Origin of the sequence: Rubrobacter taiwanensis (assembly GCF_004337705.1) — a bacterium.
GTDB lineage: Bacteria > Actinomycetota > Rubrobacteria > Rubrobacterales > Rubrobacteraceae > Rubrobacter_C > Rubrobacter_C taiwanensis.
Genome location: NZ_SKBU01000012.1, coordinates 59,125 through 80,241 on the forward strand (window position 1 = coordinate 59,125; position 21,117 = coordinate 80,241).

At 68.6% G+C, this 21,117-nt stretch carries 18 protein-coding genes; 14 read left to right on the plus strand and 4 right to left on the minus strand.

Going from position 1 to position 21,117, the window contains the following annotated elements:
* Entirely contained in the window at positions 1 to 1,050 is a 1,050-nt protein-coding gene (locus E0L93_RS06095; protein WP_132689918.1) for a 6-phosphofructokinase, read from the minus strand.
* A 345-nt stretch (positions 1,051 to 1,395) separates the two neighbouring features.
* Between E0L93_RS06095 and E0L93_RS06100 the strand changes: the two genes are divergently transcribed.
* The 3 genes from E0L93_RS06100 to E0L93_RS06110 all read left to right on the plus strand — a co-directional run bounded on the left by E0L93_RS06100 (position 1,396) and on the right by E0L93_RS06110 (position 4,705).
* Positions 1,396 to 3,210, plus strand: coding sequence for a phospholipase D family protein (locus tag E0L93_RS06100; protein ID WP_165874187.1), 1,815 nt, complete (start codon positions 1,396 to 1,398; stop codon positions 3,208 to 3,210).
* A gap of 162 nt (positions 3,211 to 3,372) precedes the next feature.
* The gene (locus E0L93_RS06105) at positions 3,373 to 3,858 is read left to right on the plus strand and encodes a low molecular weight protein-tyrosine-phosphatase (protein ID WP_132689923.1); all 486 of its coding nucleotides are present in this window, start codon (positions 3,373 to 3,375) and stop codon (positions 3,856 to 3,858) included.
* Positions 3,845 to 4,705 (plus strand): fructosamine kinase family protein, encoded by an 861-nt coding sequence (locus E0L93_RS06110; protein WP_132689926.1) that lies wholly within the window; start codon positions 3,845 to 3,847, stop codon positions 4,703 to 4,705. Before E0L93_RS06105 ends, E0L93_RS06110 begins: the two co-directional genes overlap by 14 nt.
* Here the strand turns inward: E0L93_RS06110 and E0L93_RS06115 are convergent.
* Complete coding sequence (locus E0L93_RS06115) at positions 4,670 to 5,089, minus strand: PPOX class F420-dependent oxidoreductase (protein ID WP_132689929.1); 420 nt, start codon at positions 5,087 to 5,089, stop codon at positions 4,670 to 4,672. The genes E0L93_RS06110 and E0L93_RS06115 overlap by 36 nt on opposite strands.
* 89 nt (positions 5,090 to 5,178) lie before the next feature.
* Between E0L93_RS06115 and E0L93_RS06120 the strand changes: the two genes are divergently transcribed.
* Genes E0L93_RS06120 through E0L93_RS06160 form a run of 9 tightly spaced genes read left to right on the plus strand, consistent with a single transcriptional unit; the run spans position 5,179 to position 16,583 of the window.
* Positions 5,179 to 6,051 carry a MurR/RpiR family transcriptional regulator gene (locus tag E0L93_RS06120; protein ID WP_132689932.1) on the plus strand — a complete coding sequence of 291 codons (873 nt, stop codon included), beginning with the start codon at positions 5,179 to 5,181 and terminating at the stop codon, positions 6,049 to 6,051.
* Positions 6,051 to 7,388, plus strand: a complete 1,338-nt coding sequence (locus E0L93_RS06125) for a YjiH family protein (protein ID WP_132689935.1) — start codon at positions 6,051 to 6,053, stop codon at positions 7,386 to 7,388. The genes E0L93_RS06120 and E0L93_RS06125 overlap by 1 nt, the downstream gene beginning before the upstream one ends.
* A gap of 7 nt (positions 7,389 to 7,395) precedes the next feature.
* The gene (gene hutH / locus E0L93_RS06130) at positions 7,396 to 8,919 is read left to right on the plus strand and encodes a histidine ammonia-lyase (protein WP_132689938.1); all 1,524 of its coding nucleotides are present in this window, start codon (positions 7,396 to 7,398) and stop codon (positions 8,917 to 8,919) included.
* Positions 8,919 to 10,139: a Zn-dependent hydrolase gene (locus E0L93_RS06135; RefSeq protein ID WP_132689941.1), complete on the plus strand. Its 1,221-nt coding sequence runs from the start codon at positions 8,919 to 8,921 to the stop codon at positions 10,137 to 10,139. Before hutH ends, E0L93_RS06135 begins: the two co-directional genes overlap by 1 nt.
* On the plus strand, positions 10,136 to 11,803 hold the full coding sequence (hutU, locus tag E0L93_RS06140) for a urocanate hydratase (protein ID WP_132689944.1): 1,668 nt from the start codon (positions 10,136 to 10,138) through the stop codon (positions 11,801 to 11,803). The genes E0L93_RS06135 and hutU overlap by 4 nt, the downstream gene beginning before the upstream one ends.
* Positions 11,796 to 13,052 (plus strand): formimidoylglutamate deiminase, encoded by a 1,257-nt coding sequence (locus E0L93_RS06145; protein WP_132689947.1) that lies wholly within the window; start codon positions 11,796 to 11,798, stop codon positions 13,050 to 13,052. Before hutU ends, E0L93_RS06145 begins: the two co-directional genes overlap by 8 nt.
* Positions 13,049 to 14,287 carry an imidazolonepropionase gene (hutI, locus tag E0L93_RS06150; RefSeq protein ID WP_132689950.1) on the plus strand — a complete coding sequence of 413 codons (1,239 nt, stop codon included), beginning with the start codon at positions 13,049 to 13,051 and terminating at the stop codon, positions 14,285 to 14,287. Before E0L93_RS06145 ends, hutI begins: the two co-directional genes overlap by 4 nt.
* Positions 14,284 to 15,393: a cobalamin-independent methionine synthase II family protein gene (locus tag E0L93_RS06155; protein WP_132689952.1), complete on the plus strand. Its 1,110-nt coding sequence runs from the start codon at positions 14,284 to 14,286 to the stop codon at positions 15,391 to 15,393. Before hutI ends, E0L93_RS06155 begins: the two co-directional genes overlap by 4 nt.
* Positions 15,394 to 15,425: 32 nt before the next feature.
* Positions 15,426 to 16,583 carry an MFS transporter gene (locus E0L93_RS06160; protein ID WP_132689955.1) on the plus strand — a complete coding sequence of 386 codons (1,158 nt, stop codon included), beginning with the start codon at positions 15,426 to 15,428 and terminating at the stop codon, positions 16,581 to 16,583.
* Here E0L93_RS06160 and E0L93_RS06165 read toward each other — a convergent pair.
* Entirely contained in the window at positions 16,580 to 18,073 is a 1,494-nt protein-coding gene (locus E0L93_RS06165) for a metallophosphoesterase family protein (protein WP_132689958.1), read from the minus strand. The two genes, E0L93_RS06160 and E0L93_RS06165, sit on opposite strands and share 4 nt — an antisense overlap.
* A 95-nt stretch (positions 18,074 to 18,168) precedes the next feature.
* Here E0L93_RS06165 and E0L93_RS06170 point away from each other — a divergent pair, with 95 nt between their 5' ends.
* Together E0L93_RS06170 and E0L93_RS06175 are read left to right on the plus strand one after the other, a co-directional pair.
* Positions 18,169 to 18,615 (plus strand): universal stress protein, encoded by a 447-nt coding sequence (locus E0L93_RS06170; RefSeq protein ID WP_132689960.1) that lies wholly within the window; start codon positions 18,169 to 18,171, stop codon positions 18,613 to 18,615.
* Positions 18,616 to 18,947: 332 nt separating this feature from the next.
* Complete coding sequence (locus tag E0L93_RS06175) at positions 18,948 to 19,469, plus strand: P-loop NTPase family protein (protein ID WP_132689963.1); 522 nt, start codon at positions 18,948 to 18,950, stop codon at positions 19,467 to 19,469.
* Between the two features lie 290 nt (positions 19,470 to 19,759).
* On the opposite strand, the gene E0L93_RS06180 is transcribed toward E0L93_RS06175, so the two are convergent.
* Positions 19,760 to 21,100, minus strand: a complete 1,341-nt coding sequence (locus E0L93_RS06180; protein WP_165874189.1) for a S8 family serine peptidase — start codon at positions 21,098 to 21,100, stop codon at positions 19,760 to 19,762.
* Positions 21,101 to 21,117 lie beyond the last annotated feature (17 nt).

Below are 21,117 nucleotides of genomic sequence, written 5' to 3' on the forward strand. Positions count from 1 at the left end.
CTAGCCGAAGAAGGTCGCCAGGTCGTCGTAGAGCTCGCGCGGAACGGTCTTGGTCTCCTCGGTCGCCTCGGCCAGCGAGACCAGCACGATATCATTGCCCCTGAGCGCGACCATCTTGCCCCACTCGCCGTCCCGGACGGCCTCGGCGGCGCGCAGACCGTAGCGGGTGGAGAGGATGCGGTCGTAGGCGGTAGGGGTGCCACCGCGCTGGAGGTGCCCCAGCACGACGTGCCGGGTGTCTATGCCGGTGCGCTCCTTCAGCTCGCCCGCGAGCGTCTCGCCGATGCCGCCCAGGCGCACGTGTCCGAACTCGTCTCGCTCGGCGGTCTGGGTGATGTACTCCTCGCCGATGGTCACGCCCTCGCTCACGGCCACGATTCCCCAGGGCTCGCCCCGCTCGGCGCGCTTCTTGAAAAGATCGGCTACGGCGTCCAGGTCGGGCTCCACCTCGGGGATGAGGGTGACGTTCGCCGCTCCGGCCATCCCGGCGCCCCAGGTGATCCAGCCCGCGTGCCGGCCCATGATCTCCACGACTATGATCCGCTCGTGGCTTTTGGCCGTGGTGCGGATGCGGTCTATGGCCTCCGTTGCGATGGAGACGGCGGTGTCGTAGCCGAAGGTGGTGTCGGTCGCAGAGAGGTCGTTGTCTATGGTCTTGGGACACCCGACGACCCGGATGCCGAACTCGTCGTGCAGCCTGCGGGCCACGCCTAAGGTATCGTCTCCGCCGATGGCGACCAGCGCGTCTATCCCGTTCTGCTCCATGTTCCTGACGACCTTCTCGGCGTCGCCCTCTCTCTTGTAGGGGTTGGTGCGGGAGGAGCCCAGGATGGTGCCGCCCTCCTGCAGGATGTAGCGGACGTCGTCCACCTTGAGCGGGAAGATGTCGCCCTCCTTCGGGTCCAGAAGCCCCTTCCAGCCGAGGCGGATGCCCGCGACATCGTAGCCGTACTCGCCCGCGCACTTCATGGTCACGGCCCGGATCACGCCGTTCAACCCCGGCGCGTCGCCGCCCCCGGTCAGCATTCCGACCCTGCGTACCTCAGCCATCTCGCCTTTCCCTCCTGTGTCTCTCCCGTACTCCGGCTCAGTCTAGCAAACCGGAATCCTGCGGCCATTATGCTACCCCTGCGCCGGGAGTCTCTACCTGAGGTTCGCCGGGCCCTCCGTCTGGGAGGCGAAATATCCTGTCGAGAAGGATGCTGTCCTCCGGTAGACTGGCCGTAAGCAATCGAGAACCGTTGGGGAACAGATATGTCGGATAAACGGGACCGTCCGCCCTCTTTGCTGGGAGACTCCTGCTCTGAAGGGACTTCGGGGCTGGAGGTCGTGCAGGCAAGGTTCGCCGGTCGCCGGCGGAGCTCTTTCGAGGATCTTGTCTCCGGTTACTCGTCCATGAGGGTGCTGACTTACTCCAACAGCGTCTCCATGATCGGGCGTGCCGCGGAGTTGCTGGACCGGATGGAGATCGTCTTCGGGTGCGAGGACGTTATCGGGAGCACGGCGGCGTACTTCCAGTTCCAGGAACAGCTCATCAAGGAGTTAGTAGACGAGGTAAGGGGCAAGGACGCTCTGGAGCAGAAGATCTCCTCGGGGGACGTGCGGCTCTACGTCGCGACGGAGACCGTCAACCACGAGAAGCTGTTCCTGCTGGAGGGCGAGCGGGGCCGGCGGGTCATTACGGGCTCGGCGAACTTCTCGGAGCGGGCGTTCTCCGGGCGGCAGAACGAGAGCTACATCTGCTTCGAGGACGACCCGGAAGCCTGGGAGTACTTCGACGAGAAGTACGAGCGGATCAAGGCCGCCTCCACCACGAGCATCTCCAAACGAGCGGTGCTCGCCGGCGGGTTCAGCCCGGAGCACCTGCCCGCTCTCTCTTTCGAGGAAGATTCCGGCGGGATCACCGTCGCGGTGGGAAAGCCGCCGGCACCCTCGGTGGTCCACAAGGTCATCGTGACGCGGCCGTCCAGGAAGTACGAGGGGATGAGCCAGGTCATCCCGAGCCGCAACGGCCGGGCGAACATCGACCTTCAGAGGGCCTCCAGAGCGATCCGTTACATCAAGAGCAACTCCCGCACGGAGGGTGCGAACCCGGAGGAGTACCTCAGCGTCTACCCGGAGTCCGGGGAGGTGGTCGTCTCGGGCGTGGTGCTGGATCTGGAGCCGGAGAAGCCGGACGTCGCGCGGGACGTGAGGCTGCTTCTGGAGTACTTCCGGGGCTACGAGAACTTCAGGGGCGACGCGAAGAAGCTCGCCCGCGACTACTTCACCTTTATGGCTTGGCTCTACGCCGGTCCTTTCGTCTGCGATCTCCGCAACGCGGCCCTCTCTCGCGAGGAGCACGTCCTCGACTACCCCACCTTCGGGATCCTCTACGGCAAGAGCAACTGCGGCAAGTCCGAGCTGGTACGGACGCTGCTGGTCTCGATGTTCCAGAGAGAGGGGTTCCTGAAGAACGAGTGGTTCACCCGGACCCGGATGGAGGGTCTCATGGTCCAGAACAAACGTTACCCGCTCGCTTTCGACGATCTCGACCGCACCCGCTTCAACACTCATGCCGTCGCCCTGATCAAGGACGACTACCTGACCCTGGACGAGTACCCGGTGACCGTCCTCTCCATGAACGCCGAGCAGGACACCTTCGGCACCGAGGTTCGCAAGCGGGCCTTGATCTTCTACACCAACGCTTCTCTTCCGGACCACGTGGGCGAGAGCCGAAAGCTCGCCAGCGACGTCCGGCGCACGAGACGCGAACTCGGCAACGCCCTCTATCGCGAGTACCTGCGGCGGGCGTTAGTAGCGCTCCGGGAGGAACGTTCGCGGGACATCCTGGCCTTCTCTTCGGAGATACTGCACGGCATCTTCGCCGAGCACTGCGAGGGAGAACTTCCCGCCTGGTGCCGGATTACGAGCATGGCGGACTACGAGCGGAGCAAACACGACAAGGTCCGGGACGAGCTGCTCCAGCTCATGCGCCACGCCCCGGACGCCTGGAAGCGGGACGCCAGCAAAGTCGTCCTCCGCCTCGCCGACATCCACGACCTGAGAAAGCTCAAGAAGGATGTGCCCGACTACCTCCTCGCCAGCGGCTCCCGGGGGAACGCCCTGGTCTTCGAGGCCCGGGATCTGGAGGAGTTCCTGGGAAGGCTCCCGCTCGAGAGACCCGGCCTCTCCGGCCTTCTGGCCCGCCTGTTCAAGGGCCGCGGGTAGGGAGCGGAGCGCACTGCAGCACCTTGGTGGACGCGGGGAGAGCGGCGTACGCGAGTCGGAGCACCGGCTGAGCCAGGTTGGGAGGTGGCCTGCAACCGGACGCGATTTCTGGTATCCATTTAACTTGATGTCTGGTTGTGGTGCCGGACCGGAGGTGGCAGCTTGGCAAGCGTTCTCTTCGTCTGTATGGGGAACATCTGCCGCTCGCCGACGGCTCAAGGGGTCTTCGAGCGGCTCGTAGAGCGCGAGGGGCTGGAGGGCGAGATCCGTGCCGACTCGGCCGGGACGGGCTCCTGGCACGTCGGCGAGCCTCCGGACCGGCGGGCGCAGGAGAGCGCGCGGCGGCGCGGGATAGACCTGAGCGGCCAGCGGGCGCGGCAGCTGGAGCCCGAGGACTTCGAGCGCTTCGACTACGTCGTGGTCATGGACCGGGAGAACTATCGCAACGTGCTCGCCATGTGTCCCCCGGAGCACCGGGAGAAGGTGCGCCTCCTGATGGAGTACGCGCCGGAAACCGGCGTCTCCGAGGTCCCCGACCCCTACTTCGGCGGGCCGGACGGCTTCGAGCGGGTTCTGGACCTCGTAGAGGAGGCCGCCGAAGGGCTGCTGGACGAGATCCGGGCCGGAGGCGGCGATGATGGCCGCTGAAGTGAGACGGGAGGCGGAGGCCGCGCTCGGAGTGCGGCTCACGAGCGTCCGCCCGCTCGGCGGCGGATGTATCGGGGAGGTCTACCGGCTGGACCTCCCGGACGGCTCCCGGCTGGTCGCCAAGGCGGATCCGTCCCACAAAGCGCACCTGGAGCGCGAGGCATACATGCTGCGCTACCTGCGGGAGAATAGCGACCTGCCGGTCCCGGAGGTGATCTACTCCTCCGAAACCCTCCTGGTCATGGAGTTCGTGGAGAGCGACGGAGACATCTCCGGGACGGTGGAGGAGCACGCGGCGGAGATGCTGGCCGACCTGCACAGCCTCTCCTGGAAGGCCTTCGGGCTGGAGCGGGACACCCTGATCGGGAGCCTCCCCCAGCCGAACCCTCCCTCAGAGTCCTGGGTGGAGTTCTTCTGCGAGTACCGCCTGCTCTACCTGGCGCGGGTGGCCCGCGAGGCCGGCCGTCTGCCCGCCGATACCTACCGCCGCCTGCAGCGGTTCGCGGACACCCTGCCAGGAAGACTGCCGGAACCCGAACGCCCGGCCCTGATCCACGGCGACGTCTGGAGCGGGAACGTGCTGGTACGCAACGGCCGGGTGGCGGCCTTCCTGGACCCGGCCATCTACTACGCCGACCCCGAGATCGAACTCGCCTTCATCACCCTCTTCAATACCTTCGGCGAGCGTTTCTTCCGGCGCTACGCAGAGCTCCGAGACCTCCGGGAAGGGTTCTTCGAGGAGCGGCGCGACGTCTACAACCTCTACCCGCTCCTCGTGCACACCTACTACTTCGGCGGCAGCTACCTTGGCTCAGTGGAGAATACCCTGACCCGGTTCGGATTCTGACCGGAGCCGCAGCTCTATGGTGACCATGTTGCCCCGGTTGCCCCGCAGCAGGTTCATGAGATCCATCACCCGCTTGAGCAGCCCATACTTCTGCCGGACCCGCTCGTTGATCTCGTAAGCCTCTTTCTCATCCTCAACTAAGCGCGCCTCAGCCCGGACCCAATCCCCCCGTACCCCCCCACCCCAGTCACACGGAGCGACCCCGACCTCCGGGTTGTTCCGAATGCGCCTCACCTTCCCCGCCGTCCTCGGCGTCCGGACGTACAGCTTCCCATCCTCCTCCACAAACCACATCGGCGTCCTTACCGCCACCCCACTCCGCCGGTAGCTCTCCAGATTCAGATACCTCTCGCCCGCAAACTGCCTCAATCGCTCCGATCCCATACCCCTCCAGACTATATCTACACCCCTCTGAATGCAAATATTCAAAAACTTGCGTGCCGGGAGGGTGTTACTGTATAGTATTATTCAGAATGGAGGAGAGGGCGTCTAGATCCGGGGGTTCCGGCGAGGGGCGGCTGGCGGCGTTCTTCGAGCGGCGGCGGCTCTCGCCGACGCAGCGGCGGCTGGCGCGGTACATTCTGGATCATCCGCGCGAGGTTCCGTTTCTGTCGGCTGTGGAGTTGGCCGCTCGGGTGGGGGTGAGTCAGCCGTCGGTAACGCGGCTGGCGGTTGCGCTGGGGTTCCGGGGGTATGGGGATTTTCAGAGGGAGCTGCGCCGGATCGCGTTGAGCGGTTCGGGGGAGGAGACGGGCAACAAGTTCCAGAGGGCGGTTACGGCCGAGATCGAGAACCTGAAGCTGCTGCGCGATTCGCTGGGGGATGCGGGGGAGATTTCGGCTCTCGGGAGGGGGCTCGCCGCTTCGGAGCCGCTGGTGGTGCTGGGGTTGAGGGCTTCGGCTCCGATGGCGGAGTACTTCGGGTACTTCGCGGAGAAGGTCCACCCCGATGTACGGGTTCTGACCTGTGGCGGCAGCGTCGCAGCCGACCGGTTGGCGCATGCCCGGCATGCGGGCGGTGACCGGGTGCTCTGCTTCCTGCTGCCGCGTCATCCGCGCGAGACGCTGGAGGCGCTGTCGTACGCGAGGCGGCTCGGGTTCTCCATCTCGGTCGTCACGGACCGCAGGACGGAGGCCGTCTTACGGTTGAGTGATGACGTTCTCACGGTGGGGATGGGGACGCGGCTCGTCTTCGACTCGCAGGCGGCGGCGATGGTGCTCGCCGGGGTGCTTCTGGAGGCGCTCTCGGATGCGTTCTCCGGCCGGGCGCAGGCGCGGCTGGAGGACTTCGAGCAGCGGGCGGCGGAGCTGGAGTGGTTCGTGATCGAGGAAGGAGGCGAGGGATAATGGAAGAAGCGGCGGCCGGCAGGTCCGCGGCGGCGCTCAGGTTCGTTCTCACCACGGTAGTGGGGGCGTTCTTCTTCCTGGTGCCGGTCTATTACGCCGGGCAGTGGACGATTCCGTTCGACGTGGTGGTCAGCTACATCCGCGGCGGTTTCCCGCAGGCGGTGGCGCTCTACTGTCTGGTCGTGATCCTGGCCTCCGTGGCGCTCAGCGTCGCGGCCGAGCTGCAGGCGCGCGGGAAGTTGGAGGCCGGGCGCTTCGATGTCCGGTACTTCAGGACCGGCCCGGCGTTTCTGTTCTTCAGGTTACTGGGCGGGGTGTTCGCGGTCATGATCTACTTCGGTGCAGGGCCGGAGTTCATCCTCGCCGAGAGCGCCGGCGGTCTGATGTACAACACTCTTGTGGCATCGGTGGCCGTGATCGTGCCCATCGGCGCGATCTTCATAACGCTGTTTGTGGCCTTCGGCGGGCTGGAGTTCGTCGGCACGCTGGCGCGCCCGGTCATGCGCCCGCTCTTCAGGGTGCCGGGGCGGGCGGCGCTGGATGCGACCGCCTCATATGTGGGCAGCTACTCCATCGGACTCTACGTCACCAACAAGATGTACAACGAGGGACGCTACTCGGCGCGGGAGGCCGCCGTCATCGCCACGTGCTTCTCGACGGTGAGCATGGGTTTCTTCGCGGTCGTGGCGGCGACGCTGGACCTGCTGCCGTACTTCCCCCTGATCTTCCTCTCGACCACGTTCGTTATCATTGTGCTGGCGGCGATCCTGTGCCGGATACCGCCGCTCTCGTGGAAGCCGGATGCGTACGCCGCGGAGCCGGTGCGGGAGCGGGAGTACTCGGGTAACCTCTTCCGGCACGCCGTGGAGGAGGCGGTCGGGCGCGCTGCCCGGGCCCGCAACGTCTTCGTGGAGCTGCGGGACGGGTTCATCGACGGGCTGAAGCTCACGCTCGTCATCATCCCCACGATCCTGGCCATCGGCCTGCTGGCGATCCTGCTCGCCGAGCACACCCCGCTCTTTACCTGGCTCGGGGCTCCGGTGGAGCCGGTTCTGGAGCTTTTGGGCGTTCCGGACGCGGCGATAGTGGCTCCGGCGACCCTGATCGGGATAACCGAGATGTTCCTGCCCGCGCTGCTCGCTACCGAGGCGGCGCTCGCGGCCAAGTTCTTCGTCGCGGTGCTCTCGCTGAGCCAGATCCTCTTCTTCTCCGCCGTGATCCCGCTGCTTCTGGAGATAGATATCCCGGTCAAGCTCTGGGAGATCCTGCTCCTCTTCCTGCTCCGGACTATAATCGCGATACCGCTCATAGCGGCGTTGATGCACATCTTCTTCTAGGGGTGGCGTGGAGACGGTCCGCCTGGAGAGTCTGAGCCCGGACGGCGTGGTGGCCGTAGCCCGCCGCGCGGCCCGGGTTGCGGTGAGCCGGGAGGCGCGCGAGCGCGTCCGCCGCTTCCGGGAGCACGTCGAGCGTATCGGCAGCGGGGAGGAGGCGGTCTACGGGGTCACGACCGGCTTCGGGGCGCTCGCGACCGCCCGCATCCCCCCGCAGGAGCGGCGGACGCTGCAGCACGCCATCCTGCGTTCCCACGCCGCCGGGATGGGGCCGTTCGTAGAGCCGGAAGTTGTGCGGGCGATGATGGTCATCCGGGCCAAGACGCTCGCGATGGGACACTCCGGCGTCCGGCCCGAGGTGGTGGACGCGCTGGTCGGGCTGCTGAACTCCGGCATAACCCCCGCCGTCCCGGAGCACGGTTCTTTGGGCGCGAGCGGGGATCTGGCCCCGCTCGCGCACGTAGGGCTGGTCCTGACCGGCGAGGGGTGGGTGCTGGAGGACGGTGAGGCGGTACCGGCCGCAGAGGCCCTGGCGCGGGCCGGGATCCGGCCCCTCCGGCTGGAGGTCAAGGAGGGCCTGGCGCTCGTCAACGGCACCGACGGGATGCTGGCGCTCCTGATCCTGGCGCTGGAAGACTTCGGGATGCTGCTCAAGACGGCAGATGTCACGGCGGCGATGAGCATAGAGGCCCTCTTCGGCACCGACCGGGTCTACCGGGAGGAGCTGCACGCCCTCAGACCGCACCCCGGCCAGCTGGAGAGCGCGCGCAATATCTACCGGCTTCTCTCCGGCAGCCCCATGGTCGCCTCGCACCGGGACTCCGACCACCTGGTGCAGGACGCCTACTCGCTGCGGTGTACCCCGCAGGTCTGCGGGGCGGCGCGGGACACCCGGCGGTTCGCGGCGGAGGTAGCGGAGCGGGAGCTCGCTTCCGCCACGGATAACCCGGTGGTGCTGGAGAGCGGGGCGGTTGAGAGCACGGGCAACTTCCACGGGGAGCCGCTGGCCTTCGCATTGGACTTCCTGGCGGTCGCTGCGGCGGAGGTGGGGGCGATCGCCGAGCGCCGCACGGACCGTATGCTCGACCCGGCCCGCTCGCAGGGGCTGCCGCCGTTCCTGATCCCGCGCGCCGGGACCAACTCCGGGTTCATGGTCGCCCAGTACACCGCGGCCGCGCTCGCCGGGGAGAACCGGCGGCTGGCCATCCCGGCGAGCACCGGGTCGCTGCCGACCTCCGCGATGCAGGAGGATCACGTCTCGATGGGCTGGAGCGCCGGGATGAAACTGCGCAAGCTGCTCGAGAACCTCACCCGCATCCTGGCGGTGGAGGCGGTGTGCGCGGCGCAGGCTCTGGACCTGCGGGCCCCTCTCCTGCCCGCCGCCGCGACCAACGCCGTCCTGCTGCGTATCCGGCAGGAGATCCCGTTCATGCCGGAGGACCGCTTCCTGGCGCCGTACCTGCGGGCAGCCGAGGAGCTGGTAGGTTCGGGCGAGCTGCTGAGGGCCGCGGGGGAGGCGGTGGAGCTGGAGTAGTGGACGCGGGAAGGGTTGAGGCGCGCCTGGAAGAGCTCTTCGAGCTCGCCCGCGACCCCGGCGGCGGAGCGACGCGGCCTGCCTACTCGCCGGAGGAGGCGCAGGCGATGCGCCTCGTTGCGGAGTGGATGGAGGAGGCCGGGCTCTCCCCCCGGCTGGACGGCTTCGGTAACCTGTGGGGCCTGCCGCCGGGGGCCGGGCGGTTCGTCACCGGCGGCTCGCACGTGGACACCGTCCCGAACGGCGGCCGCCACGACGGCGCTCTGGGGACCGTACTCGCGCTGGAGGCGGCCGAGGGGCTGGACGGCCCGTTCGGCGTGCTGGTCTGCGCCGCGGAGGAGGCCCCGCGGTTCGGGGCCGGAACTTTAGGCTCTCGCCGGCTCGCCGGGAAGCTCTCCGATGAGGATCTGGCACAGCTGCGCGACGCGGCGGGCGTCTCCGCGCTCGAAGCGCGCGCGGGGTTCCTGGAGCTGCTCGCCGGCATCCCGCGGCTGGAGGATGCAGACCCGCTCTCGCGCGTGGCGGCGCACGTGGAGGTGCACATCGAGCAGCGCCGCGATCTCAGGGAGCGGGGCGCGCCGGTGGGGGTCGCAACCGCCGTGGCCGGTCCCGCCCGTTACCGGCTCGTCTTCGCCGGCACCACCGGCCACTCCGGGGAGACCCGGATGCCGGAGCGCCGGGATGCCCTGTGCGCCGCCGCAGAGACGATCCTGCTCGTCGAACGGCTGGCGCGGGGAGCGGCCTCTACCGTAGCCACCGTCGGGACCGTGGGGGTGGAGCCGGGCTCGCTCACCGCCATTCCGGGCCGGGTGGAGCTGGGGCTGGACGTACGCAGCACCGACCCGGAGGAGCGGGAGGAACTGGTCGCCGCGGTAGCGCGCGGGAGCGGCGAGATAGCCGCCCGGCGCGGCGTACGGTTCTCCGCCCGCAAGCTCTCGGCCGCCGCCCCCGTCCTCATGGACGGGCGGTTGGTGGAGCTGGTCGAACGGGTTGCCCGCAGCGAAGGTATCCCGGCGCTCCGGTGCGAGAGCCACGCCGGTCACGATGCCCAGCACCTCGCCGAAAGGGTGCCGGCCGCGCTGCTGTTTGCCGCCTCGGCCAACGGGGTGAGCCACGCGCCGGAGGAAGCCGTGGACCGGAGGGATCTGGAGCAGGTGCTCGCGCTGCTCGCGGCACTCATGCCCGAGCTGGCGCGCCGATACGGAGGAGGAGAGAGATGACCGACGAGAAGACCACGACTATAAGGGCTCCGCGCGGGGCGGAGATCTCCTGCCGCGGCTGGCAGCAGGAGGCCGCTTTAAGGATGCTCATGAACAACCTGGACCCCGAGGTCGCCGAGCGGCCCGAAGACCTGGTAGTCTACGGCGGGACCGGGAAGGCCGCCCGCAACTGGGAGAGCTTCTGGGCCATAGTCTCGACGCTCCGGCGGCTCGCCGACGACGAGACCCTGCTGGTGCAGTCCGGCAAGCCGGTCGCCGTGTTCCGCACCAACCCGTGGGCCCCGCGGGTCCTGATCGCCAACTCCCTGCTCGTCCCCGACTGGGCCGACTGGGAGACCTTCCGGGAGCTGGAGCGGGCCGGGCTCACCATGTACGGCCAGATGACCGCCGGGTCCTGGATCTACATCGGCACCCAGGGCATCCTGCAGGGCACCTACGAGACGTTCGCCGCCGTCGCCGAGCAGAAGTTCGGCGGCACGCTGCAGGGCCGGGTCTGCCTCACCGCCGGGCTCGGCGGAATGGGCGGGGCGCAGCCGCTCGCCGTCACGATGAACGAGGGTGTTGCCCTCTGCGTCGAGGTGGACCCGCGCCGCATAGAGCGGCGGATTGAGACCGGCTACCTGGACGAACGCGTAGACGATCTGGACGGGGCGGTGCGCCGGGCCGAAGAGGCGAAGCGAAACGGCGAGCCCGTCTCCATCGGCATCCCGGGCAACGCCGCCGAGATCTTCCCGGCGCTCCTGGAGCGCGGGTTTATCCCGGATGCTGTGACCGACCAGACCTCCGCCCACGATCCTTTAGGCGGATACATCCCGGCCGGATATTCGCTGGAGGGGGCCTCAGAGTTGCGCGAGTCCGATCCGGAGCGCTACGTGGCCGAGGCGCGCCGGAGCATGGCCCGCCACTGCGCGGCGATGGTCGGCTTTATGCGGCGCGGAGCAGAGACCTTCGACTACGGCAACAACCTGCGCGGCGAGGCGAAGCTGGGCGGCTTTAAGGATGCCTTCGCCTATCCCGGCTTCGTCCCGGCCTACATCCGGCCGCTCTTCTGCGAGGGCAAGGGGCCGTTCCGCTGGGCGGCCCTCTCCGGGGACCCGCAGGACATCGCCGCCACCGACGAGGCCGTCCTGGAGCTCTTCCCGGAGGACGGGAAGCTCGCGCGCTGGATCCATCAGGCCCGCGAGAAGGTCCGCTTCCAGGGGCTCCCGGCGCGCATCTGCTGGCTCGGGGCCGGGGAGCGGCACAAGGCGGGCCTGCGCTTCAACGAGCTGGCCGCCGCCGGCGAGGTCTCCGCTCCCATCGTTATCGGGCGCGACCACCTGGACGCCGGCTCCGTCGCCTCGCCCTACCGCGAGACCGAGGCGATGGCCGACGGCTCCGACGCCATCGCCGACTGGCCCATCCTCAACGCCCTGCTCAACACCGCGAGCGGCGCGAGCTGGGTGGCGGTCCACCACGGCGGCGGGGTCGGCATCGGGAAGTCCATCCACGCCGGGGCGCAGGTCGTCGCCGACGGCACCGCAGAGGGCGCCGCACGCGTCGAGCGGGTGCTCACCAACGACCCCGCCATCGGCGTCGCGCGCCACGCCGACGCGGGCTACGCGCCGGCCCGGGAGGCGGCCCGCAGGCTCGGTCTCGACCTGCCGATGCTCGACCGTGAGTAGGACTCTCCTGCCGGACCTCGTCCTCGACGCCCGCGGCGCGCGCTCCGGCGTGGGCGTCACGGTCGAGGGCGGGAAGATAGTAGAGGTCGGCCCGGCGAGTACCGGCGAGCGCCTGCCGGGCCGGGCGCTCGCGCCGGGCTTCGCCAACGACCACAGCCACGCCTTCCAGCGGAGCTTGCGCGGGCGGGTCGAGCACCGGGACCCGGAGCGGCCGCACGACGACTTCTGGAGCTGGCGCGAGCGGATGTACGCGCTGGCCGGGAGCCTTACCCCGGCCTCCATGCGGAGCGTGGCGGAGCGCTGCTACCGGGAGCTGCTGGCCGCCGGATATACCTCCGTTACCGAGTTCCACTACGTCCACCACCGGCCGGATGGAACCCCCTACGAAGACCCGAACGCTCTTGCCCGGGCCGTCGCCGAGGCCGCCGAAGCGGCGGGCATCCGGCTCCTGCTGCTCCCGGCAGCCTACGCCCGTGGCGGCATCCCGCGCTTCCGGGACGCGAGCCTAAAATCGTTCCTGGAGCGGGTGGAGGCGCTGCGGGAGTGGGCCGCGGACCGGCCGCTCGTCGAGGTGGGGATCGCGGCGCACAGCGTGCGGGCCACACCAAGGGGCTGGCTGGAGGAGCTGGGCGAGTACGCCCGGCGGGAGGGGCTGCCGCTGCACATCCACGCCGGCGAGCAGCCGCAGGAGATAGAGGAGTGCAAAGAGGAGCACGGCCGGCGCCCGGTAGAGCTGCTGGCGAAGACGGGGTTTCTGGGGCCGCAGACCACCGTCGTGCACGCCACGCACGCCGATGAGAGGGAGCTGGACCTGCTGGCGGCGCACGGTTCCGGCGTCTGCGCCTGCCCGACGACCGAGGGCAACCTGGGCGACGGCTTCCTGCCCGCCGAGGGTATCCTGGAGCGGGGGATCCGGCTCTCGGTCGGCTCCGACCAGCACGTGCGGCTGGACCCGTTCGAGGAGCTGCGCGAGCTGGAGACGAACGCCCGGCGGCTCTCGGGCCGGCGCAACGTGCTCGTGGCTCCGGGCGAGGACTCCCCGGCGCCCTACCTGCTGCGCGCCGGCTGGCAGCGGCCGGGGCTGCGTCCCGGGGACCCGGCGGACTTTATCGAGATAGACCTGGAGCACTTCGAGGTCTCCGGTATCGAGCCCGGGTACCTGGGTGCCGCCCTTATCTTCGGGGCCGGGCGGGATGTGGTGGCCGGCGCGTGGGTGGCCGGAGAGCGCGTCTGCGGGAGGGAGGTATGAGCGGGACTACCTTGTTCATCCACGATCTGAACGCCGCCGTCTCGCCCGCCGGCACCGGGCCGCTGCGGGGCGCGGCGCTGGGAGAGCTGGAGGTGCACGCTCCCGCCTCGGTGGCTGTCTCCGGCGAGAAGATCCTCGCCGTCGGAGATCCCAAAGAGGTCTTGCGCGAGCATCCGCCGGGGCCGGACTGCGTGGAGGTCGACGGGCGCGGGAGGGTGGCGCTGCCGGGGCTCGTGGACTGCCACACCCACGCCTGCTTCCTCGGCGACCGGGCGCGCGAGTTCGAGCTGCGGGCGGGCGGGGCCAGCTACGAGGAGCTGCACGCCGCCGGGGGCGGCATCCTCTCGACCGTCGAGGCCACGCGGGCGGGGAGCGAGGCGGAGCTGGCCGCCGCCGTGAAGCGGCACCTGGACTGGATGCTGGAGCATGGCACCACCACTGCCGAGGTGAAGTCCGGCTACGGCCTGGACCGTGACTCCGAGCTCAAGATGCTGCGGGCCATAGTGCGGGCTGCGGCGGAGCACGCGGTGGACGTGTCGCCGACCTTCCTGGGGGCGCACACCGTCGCGCCGGAGTTCGGGAGCGCCGCGGAGCACGTGGAGTACCTGGTGCGGGAGGTGCTGCCGGAGGCGGCGCGGCACGCGAGCGCCGCGGATATCTTCCTGGAGCGGGGCTCGTTCGAGGCCCCGGAGGCGCGGCGCTACCTTGAGGCCGCGCGGGAGCGCGGGCTGGCCCTGCGGCTGCACGGCGACCAGTTCTCCGAGCGGGGCGCGGTTCCGCTGGCGGTGGAGCTGGGGGCGCGCAGCGTGGACCACCTGGAGGCGACCGGGGAGGAGGGAGCGCAGCTGCTCGCCCGGAGCGGCGTGGCGGCCGTGCTGCTCCCGGCGTGCGCGCTCTTTTTGGACCTCCCGCTCCCTCCGGCGCGTGCCCTGATCGGGGCGGGCGGGATAGTCGCTCTGGCGACGGACTTCAACCCGGGCAGCGCGTTCTGCGAGTCGCTGCCGCTGGTGATGAACCTCGCCTGCACGCGCCTTAAGATGACGCCCGCCGAGGCGCTCGCCGCCTCTACGGCCAACGCCGCGCACGTGCTGGGGTTGGGCGACGTGGGCCGCCTGGCTCCCGGCTACCGGGCCGACGTGCTCGTGCTGGACGCCCCGGACTGGCGGCATCTGGCGTATCATCTGGGGGGAGACCGGTTCGCCGCGAAGGTAAAGGCCGGGAGGTTGCTCGCATGATAGAAGCCCGCACCGACGTCGTAGGCAGCCTGCTGCGCCCGCCGGAGCTGCTGGAGGCGCGGGAGAAGCTGGCGCGAGGGGAGATCTCGCCGCCTGAGTTCAAGCGGATCGAGGACCGCGCCGTGGACGCGGTGCTGGAGCTTCAGGAGCGGTGCGGGCTGGAGGTGGTGACCGACGGCGAGCTGCGCCGGGAGTCGTTCCAGAGCCAGCTCACCGAGGCGGTCGAGGGCTTCGGCGAGCACGACATAAGCGCCTTCCTGTGGGGCGAGTGGCGCGGAGATGAGTCGGTGGGAGATAAGAGCGTGGAGCGTCCCCGCACGCTCGGTGTGGTGGAGAGGCTGCGCCGCAAGCGGCATCTCTCCTCGGAGGAGTTCGTCTACGCCCGCGCCCGCACGGACAGGATCGTCAAGGTTACGCTGCCGAGCCCGAGCCTCTTCGCCAACTTCTGGGACCCGGACATCTCGAAGGAGGCGTACCCTACGCTCGACGGGTTCCTGGAGGACGTGGCCGAGGTCCTGCGCGAGGAGGTCGAGGAGCTGGTGCGGCTCGGCGCGGAGTACGTGCAGCTCGACGCGCCGCACTACCCGCTGCTCGTGGACCCGAAGACCCGCGCCTTCTACGAGCGGCGGGGCTGGAGCGTAGACGAGTGGCTCGCGCGCGGCATAGAGCTGGACAACTACGTGATCGGGTCGCACCCGGGCGTGACCTTCGCGTTCCACCTCTGCCGGGGCAACCAGGGCAGCCGGTGGCTGGCCTCCGGTTCCTACGAGCCCATCGCGCGCCGGATCTTCCGGGACATAGCCGCCCGGCGCCTGATGCTGGAGTACGACGACGAGCGCTCGGGAGACTTCCAGCCCCTCCGCCACGTCCCGGAGGATAAGACGGTGGTGCTGGGCCTCGTGACCACCAAGACCCCCCGGCGCGAGACGGTCGAGGAGCTGGAGGGGCGGGTGCGGGAGGCCGCCCGCATTATCCCGCTGGAGCGGCTGGCGATAAGCCCGCAGTGTGGCTTCTCCACCTCTATAGTCGGCAACGCCGTCACCGTCGAGGACGAGGAGTACAAGCTGCGCACGCTGGTGCGCGCCGCGGGCAGGATCTGGGGGTAGAAACCGGACGCTCCGGGGCGTAGGATACCCCGGTGCGGTTCGGACTCTCAGAGATCGGGTTCCCGGTTTCGGCCCGGCTGGCGGTAGCCGCGATCTTCTTCGTCAACGGGGCGCTCTTCGGCAACTGGGTGGCGCGCATCCCGGCTGTGAAAGAGAAGCTTGGTTTAAGCGAGGGGTTGCTCGGGTTGGCGCTGCTGGCGATCGCGGTCGGGGCGCTGGTGGCGATGCCGGTGGCCGGGGTGCTGATCTCGCGCCTGGGGAGCCGCGGAATCACGGCAGCAGGTGTGCTGGGGGCTTGTGTGGCCCTCCCGCTCGTGGCGGTGCCGGGGAGCTTCCCGGCTCTGGTAGCTGTCCTCCTCGCGCTCGGGGTGCTTCTGGGGTCGCTGGACGTGGCGATGAACGCCCAGGGGGCGGCGGTCGAGAAGGTCTACGGGCGCCCGATCATGAACTCCTTCCACGCCATGTTCAGTATCGGTGGGCTTGCAGGGGCAATGATGGGCGGCGCGATGGCCGCGCTCGGGGCCGGGCTGGGCGCACATTTTCTGGCGGTTGCGGCACTCTTCGGGGCGCTGGCGCTGTTTGCGGTGCAGTACCTTCTTCCCTCGGAGCCCGTCGGGGCCGGCGAGCCCGCGTTCGCCGTGCCGGATCGGGCCATGTTCGGGCTCGGGATCGTGGCGTTCTGCGTGCTGCTCGGGGAGGGTGCGGTGGCCGACTGGAGCGCCGTGTACCTCAGCGGGACGCTCGGCACGGGACCGGGGGTAGCGGCCGCTGGGTTCGCGGCGTTCTCGCTCATGATGACCGCGGGACGCCTGGCGGGTGACCGGTTGAATATGCTGCTGGGGCCGGTGACGCTGGTGCGGCTCGGCGGTGGGGTGGCCGCGCTCGGGATGTCTCTGGCGCTCTTCAGCGGGAGCCCGGCGTTCGCGCTGGCGGGGTTCGCGGGTGTGGGAGCCGGTTTCAGCGTCGTGTTCCCGATCGTACTCAGCACCGCGGCCCGGACGCCGGGGGTGGCACCGGGGGCGGCCATCGCGGCGATGTCCACGATGGGGTACTTCGGGTTTTTAGTGGGGCCGCCGCTCATCGGGTTCGTCGCCGAGATGCTCACGCTGCGCGGGGCGCTGGGTCTGATCTTGATCTCCAGCGCCGCGATAGCGCTGCTGGCGAACAGCGCCGCCCGGGGGAAGGTCTAACCTATATCCAGGAACGGGTCGGCACGGGAGGCGTCGTCGTTCCAGACCATAAGGTGGGACTCCACGCTCCCGTTCCCGCCGCGCAGGATCTCGACGAAGCTCAGCCGCTCCCGCTCGCCCAGGAGGTCGAAGGTATCCGGGAGGATAGGGGTCCAGGTCCCGCTGTTGATGTAGCGGGGGAACGAGCCCCGCTCCAGCGGGTGCTGCTCGGCCTCGTGCGTGTGGCCCATCACGTAGACGGGAACGCCGCATCCGGCCCGCCGCAGGCAGGCGTGGATGCGCAGGGCGGCGTTGAAGAGGAAGCCGTGCTCGTCGAGCTCCTCCGACGCCTGGCGCAGGTAGTCTGGCGAGCGCCCGGCGCGCAGGATGCGCCGCCAGCCCTCGCGAACGAGCTCGCGGTCGCGCCAGACCATGAGGGCCGTCAGCAGCAGGAACCCCAGCAGCGGCCGCCGCTCCGGGTAGCGCTTGAGGATCCGGTAGATTGCGGGACCTGCCACCGGAGCTGAGATAACGGGCAGGTTCATGCGGAGCAGGCTGCGGTAGAGCAGGTCCCGGTTGGCGAGGGTGGGGTCCTTCGCGAGCCGGTCCAGGGACTCCAGCATCCTCTCCGGCAGCCCGAGCCTCCGGGCGTAGGGGCGCACGTACTCCTCACGGTACTCGTCGCGCAGCCGCTTCAGCTCGTGCCCGTCCAGGTTGCCGGCCTTGCGCAGCGTGCGGGCGAGGAAGCGCGGGTAGTGGCGCAGCGCCACGAGCGCCCGCACCGGGTGATTCAGCAGCACCCAGGAGAGATAGCGCGTGGCGGGTTTCACGTTGTCCGCGAACGGATCGGCCTCCTCGATGTGGTTGAACCAGTGGAGCACGAAGAACGAACCGAGGGGGAGCTCGATACGGTCCGGCCGCTTCTCCAGTACCGGGTTGAGCTGCCGCAGGAACGCGTTGTTCGCATCGTACTGGTGGCCGTGCTCGGCGTAGAGAACTCCCGGCACATAGAAGAACCAGGGGTGGAAGGTTATGCCCCTCTCTACGTCTGCTCCCGCGGCATGCCGGGCGACGAGCTCGCGCAGCTTACGTCGCACGCCCGGCCAGAAGAGCTCCACGTCGTGGTTGCCGGGCAGGATGTCCAGCGGATTGCCGGCTGAGACGAAGCGTCCCAGCGCCTCGAAGACGCCGGGGTGGCCGCGCGCGATCACCTCCAGCTTCCGGACGGACGCCTCTTCCGAGGTGTCCCCAAGCTCGTGAGCGCCCGGCGGGTCTACCTGCAAGAACTCCAGAAAGTCCCCCAGGATCACGGGCCGCAACGGGCGGCGCCTGGAGCGTTCGATCAGGTGGTCCGCAAACCGCCCGAACGCCCCGTCGTAGAAGAAGTCCTCCAGCGGATCGAAGGTCCCGGTGCGCGGGTCGTAGCCGGAGGAGAGGTGCAGGTCGCTGACGATGATGATGTCCCGGCCGTCGTCCCGCAGCTTCCGACCTCCTTCCTGGTCGCCGCCCAAGAAGTATACATGTGAAGTCGGTCGAACTCCCGGTCTATAATTGGTGTAGGAACACTAGTAGCATGGAGCGGGAGCGTAGCTACAGGGGGTAAGTCATGAGCATCTTTCCGACGAAGATATTGCTGGCTACTGACGGTTCGGCGGACGCGATGCTGGCGAACGAGACGGCTGCGGATCTGGCAAACACCACGAACTCCGAGCTGCACGTGGTGACCGTTGCGCCGGGGGCTCTGGACCCTACCTACCGGATCGAGTCCTTCGTCCGCTACGAGGATGCGCTCAAGGAGGTGGAGGAAGAGGCCCGGAGGATCCTAAACGAGCAGGTGAAGAAGATAGAGGAAGCCGGGGGGAAGGTAGCCGAGGCGCATCTGCGCCGGGGCCGGCGGGAGGACGAGATAGTGAAGCTGGCCGAGGAGATAGGCGCGGGGCTGATCGTTATGGGCAGCCGCGGGCTGGGTGGGGTGCGGCGGGCCTTGATGGGGAGCGTCTCTGACTTCGTCGTCCGGCACGCCCACTGCCCGGTCATGATCGTGCGCCGGTAGCGTCCATCCTGAAGTATGCGTGGAGGTGTGCGATCTCCCTTCTCGTGCGCGGCCGGCGCGAGCCGGGGCATTTGGAAGACCTCGTGGCTCCCTTCACCGCGGGTGTAATCCGCTGGGGCCGGCCGCACGGAGAGTCCCGGACGTAGTTCACCGGGGGAAGCGCAGATGAGAAAGCTCTAATAGAGAGCGAGAGTGAGAGCATTTTAATCCGTTCCTGAGGCGCGCTTTATGTCGGGGGGCTAAGATTCCTTACCGGGGCGTCGGCACCGTTTGAGGCACATGGGGAGGCGATGCTGAAAGGATCTCCGTTAGGAGCAGGGATTTTCGCCCTTTTGATGATTATGGCCGGCTTCACCTCCGGGTGGTTCCTCTCCGGGCAGCGCGGCCTTACCGGCGGGGAGATGCCCCCGGGCCGGGAGGGGGTGGAGCTCTCGGCCCCCACCGAGCGGTCGCTGCCGGAGACCGACGTTCCCGGTTCGGATATCCCGGAGTTGCCGCGATATCCGGGCTCCGTGATGTTCGAGTACGAACAGAAACTCTACGGGAACATCATGGTCACCAAGGCCGACTACCTCTCCGCCGATGCGGATGTAGAAGAGGTCAAGGCTTTCTACCGCGACGTGTTCCGGCGTGGCGGCTGGCGGGTGAACGACCTCAGCTTCTCGCAGGGAGAGTGGGAGTTCTTCGTCGTGAAGGGCGAGCGAGAGGCGACCATAGAGATAGAGCCTGAAGACGGTCTGATCGAGATCGAGATCGAGATCAGCCGGCCACACCCGACCCCCGCGCAGCAGGCTCCGCCTGCGGTTGTGGGGGATGACGACGACCTCTACGAGGAGTTCGAAGCCGACGACTGAGGGAAGGCTCCGGCCGGTGCCCCTGGACTATCCGGCGAGGCAGGGACGGAGCGCCTCCCAGAGCAGGAGGCCCACGCAGAACCAGACCCAGCCGTCACGAAGTCTCTCCAACTCTACCTCTCTTCAGGGATCTCGGTTCACCGGGAGCCGGGGCTCTTCCGGCCTCTCTCTGCGACATATGCCGGTCTGCTGGCAGATAAATACATGCGGCGCCGGCAAAAAGAGCCGCCTCCTACGAGGAGGCGGCTGAAGAGCAGGGGGAGCGGGGGGAGTTCGCTTACGCGCGGTTATTAATCGTCATCGGTCTCGGGGTAGAGGGCGGGGACGCCCCGCCCGCAGTCGCCGGTGTTCTGGCCGCGCATGATGGTGGCGAGGCTGCGGCCGATATCTGCGTGGCCGCCGTTTATGCTCGCTACCCGCTGGTTGAAGGTCCCGCGGATGATGTCCTCGATCTCCTCGGCTATGTCGTCCCGTTCGATATCGCGGGGAGCGGCGCTGTACATCAGCGCAGCCTGGCCGGCGACGAACGGGGCGGCCATCGAGGTGCCGTTCCAGTTGGCGTAACCGCCCGGCACGGAGCTGCGGATACGCACGCCCGGCGCGGCGACGTTCACCCAGGCCCCGTAGCTGGCCCAGGCCGGGCGCTGCTTCTGAGCATCGGCGGCCGTCACCGCCAAGCCATCTTCGGCGGCGGGGTACTGTTTGATCGCGCTGCCCCCGTTGCCGGCGGCGCTGACCACGACGACCTCGTCGTCCACGTCGTCTATCACGTCGTCCAGCAGCTCCGATTCCGCCGGCATCCCGAAGCTCATGTTTATGACGTGCGCGCCGTTGCGCTCGGCGAACTTTATCGCCTCGGCTATCGCGAAGACGTTGCCCCGGCCGTTGGAGTCCAGCACGCGCAGGGGCATGATCCTCGCCTGCGGCGCGGTGTAGGCCACGATCCCGGCCACGTGCGTGCCGTGCCCCCACATCTCGTCTATCTGGCCGTCGTTGTCGGTGTCGCGGTTCTGGCGGCGGTCCAGGGGTTCGGTGGTGCCGCGCAGGAAGTCGTAGCGCTTGGCTGTCAGGCGGTCTCTGAGGTAGGGGTGGTTGAGGGCCACGCCGGTGTCTATAACGGCGACCACCGCGCCCCGACCCTGCGTGATCTGGCGCGTGCAGGAGAGGTTGAGGTTCCTGAACGCGTAGCCGTTGGAGGTCTCCGGGCCGGTGCTGCTCTGGCCGAAGGCCCTGAATCTCTTGCCACCCTCCGGGGTATCGACGACGAAGTTCAGCTCGGCGAAGACCGTCCGGCGGTCCCGGTTCATGGCTGACACCTTCGCCTTCGTGTTGACCCGCTGGCCCTTGAGTTGCAGCAGGTAGATGCGCTTGCTCTGGTAGATCAGGAGCGTATCCCGGATCGAGGCGTTGTACTGCCGGAGGAAGTTGTTCCGGGCCGTGCTGGTGACGCCGGGCTTGAACTGCACTACCGCCTGCCGGGGTACGAAGCGGGTGGTGCCGTCGTCATCGTCGGCGCGGGCGGCGGCGGAGACGCCCGCGATGCTTGCTCCTGTGATCAGGAGGACGAGAGCCAGAACTCCCAGCCACTGCACCCGATTCGAAGCCCCGTAAGAAGTCATCCGTGCTCTCATGCAAGCCCTCCTGAAGG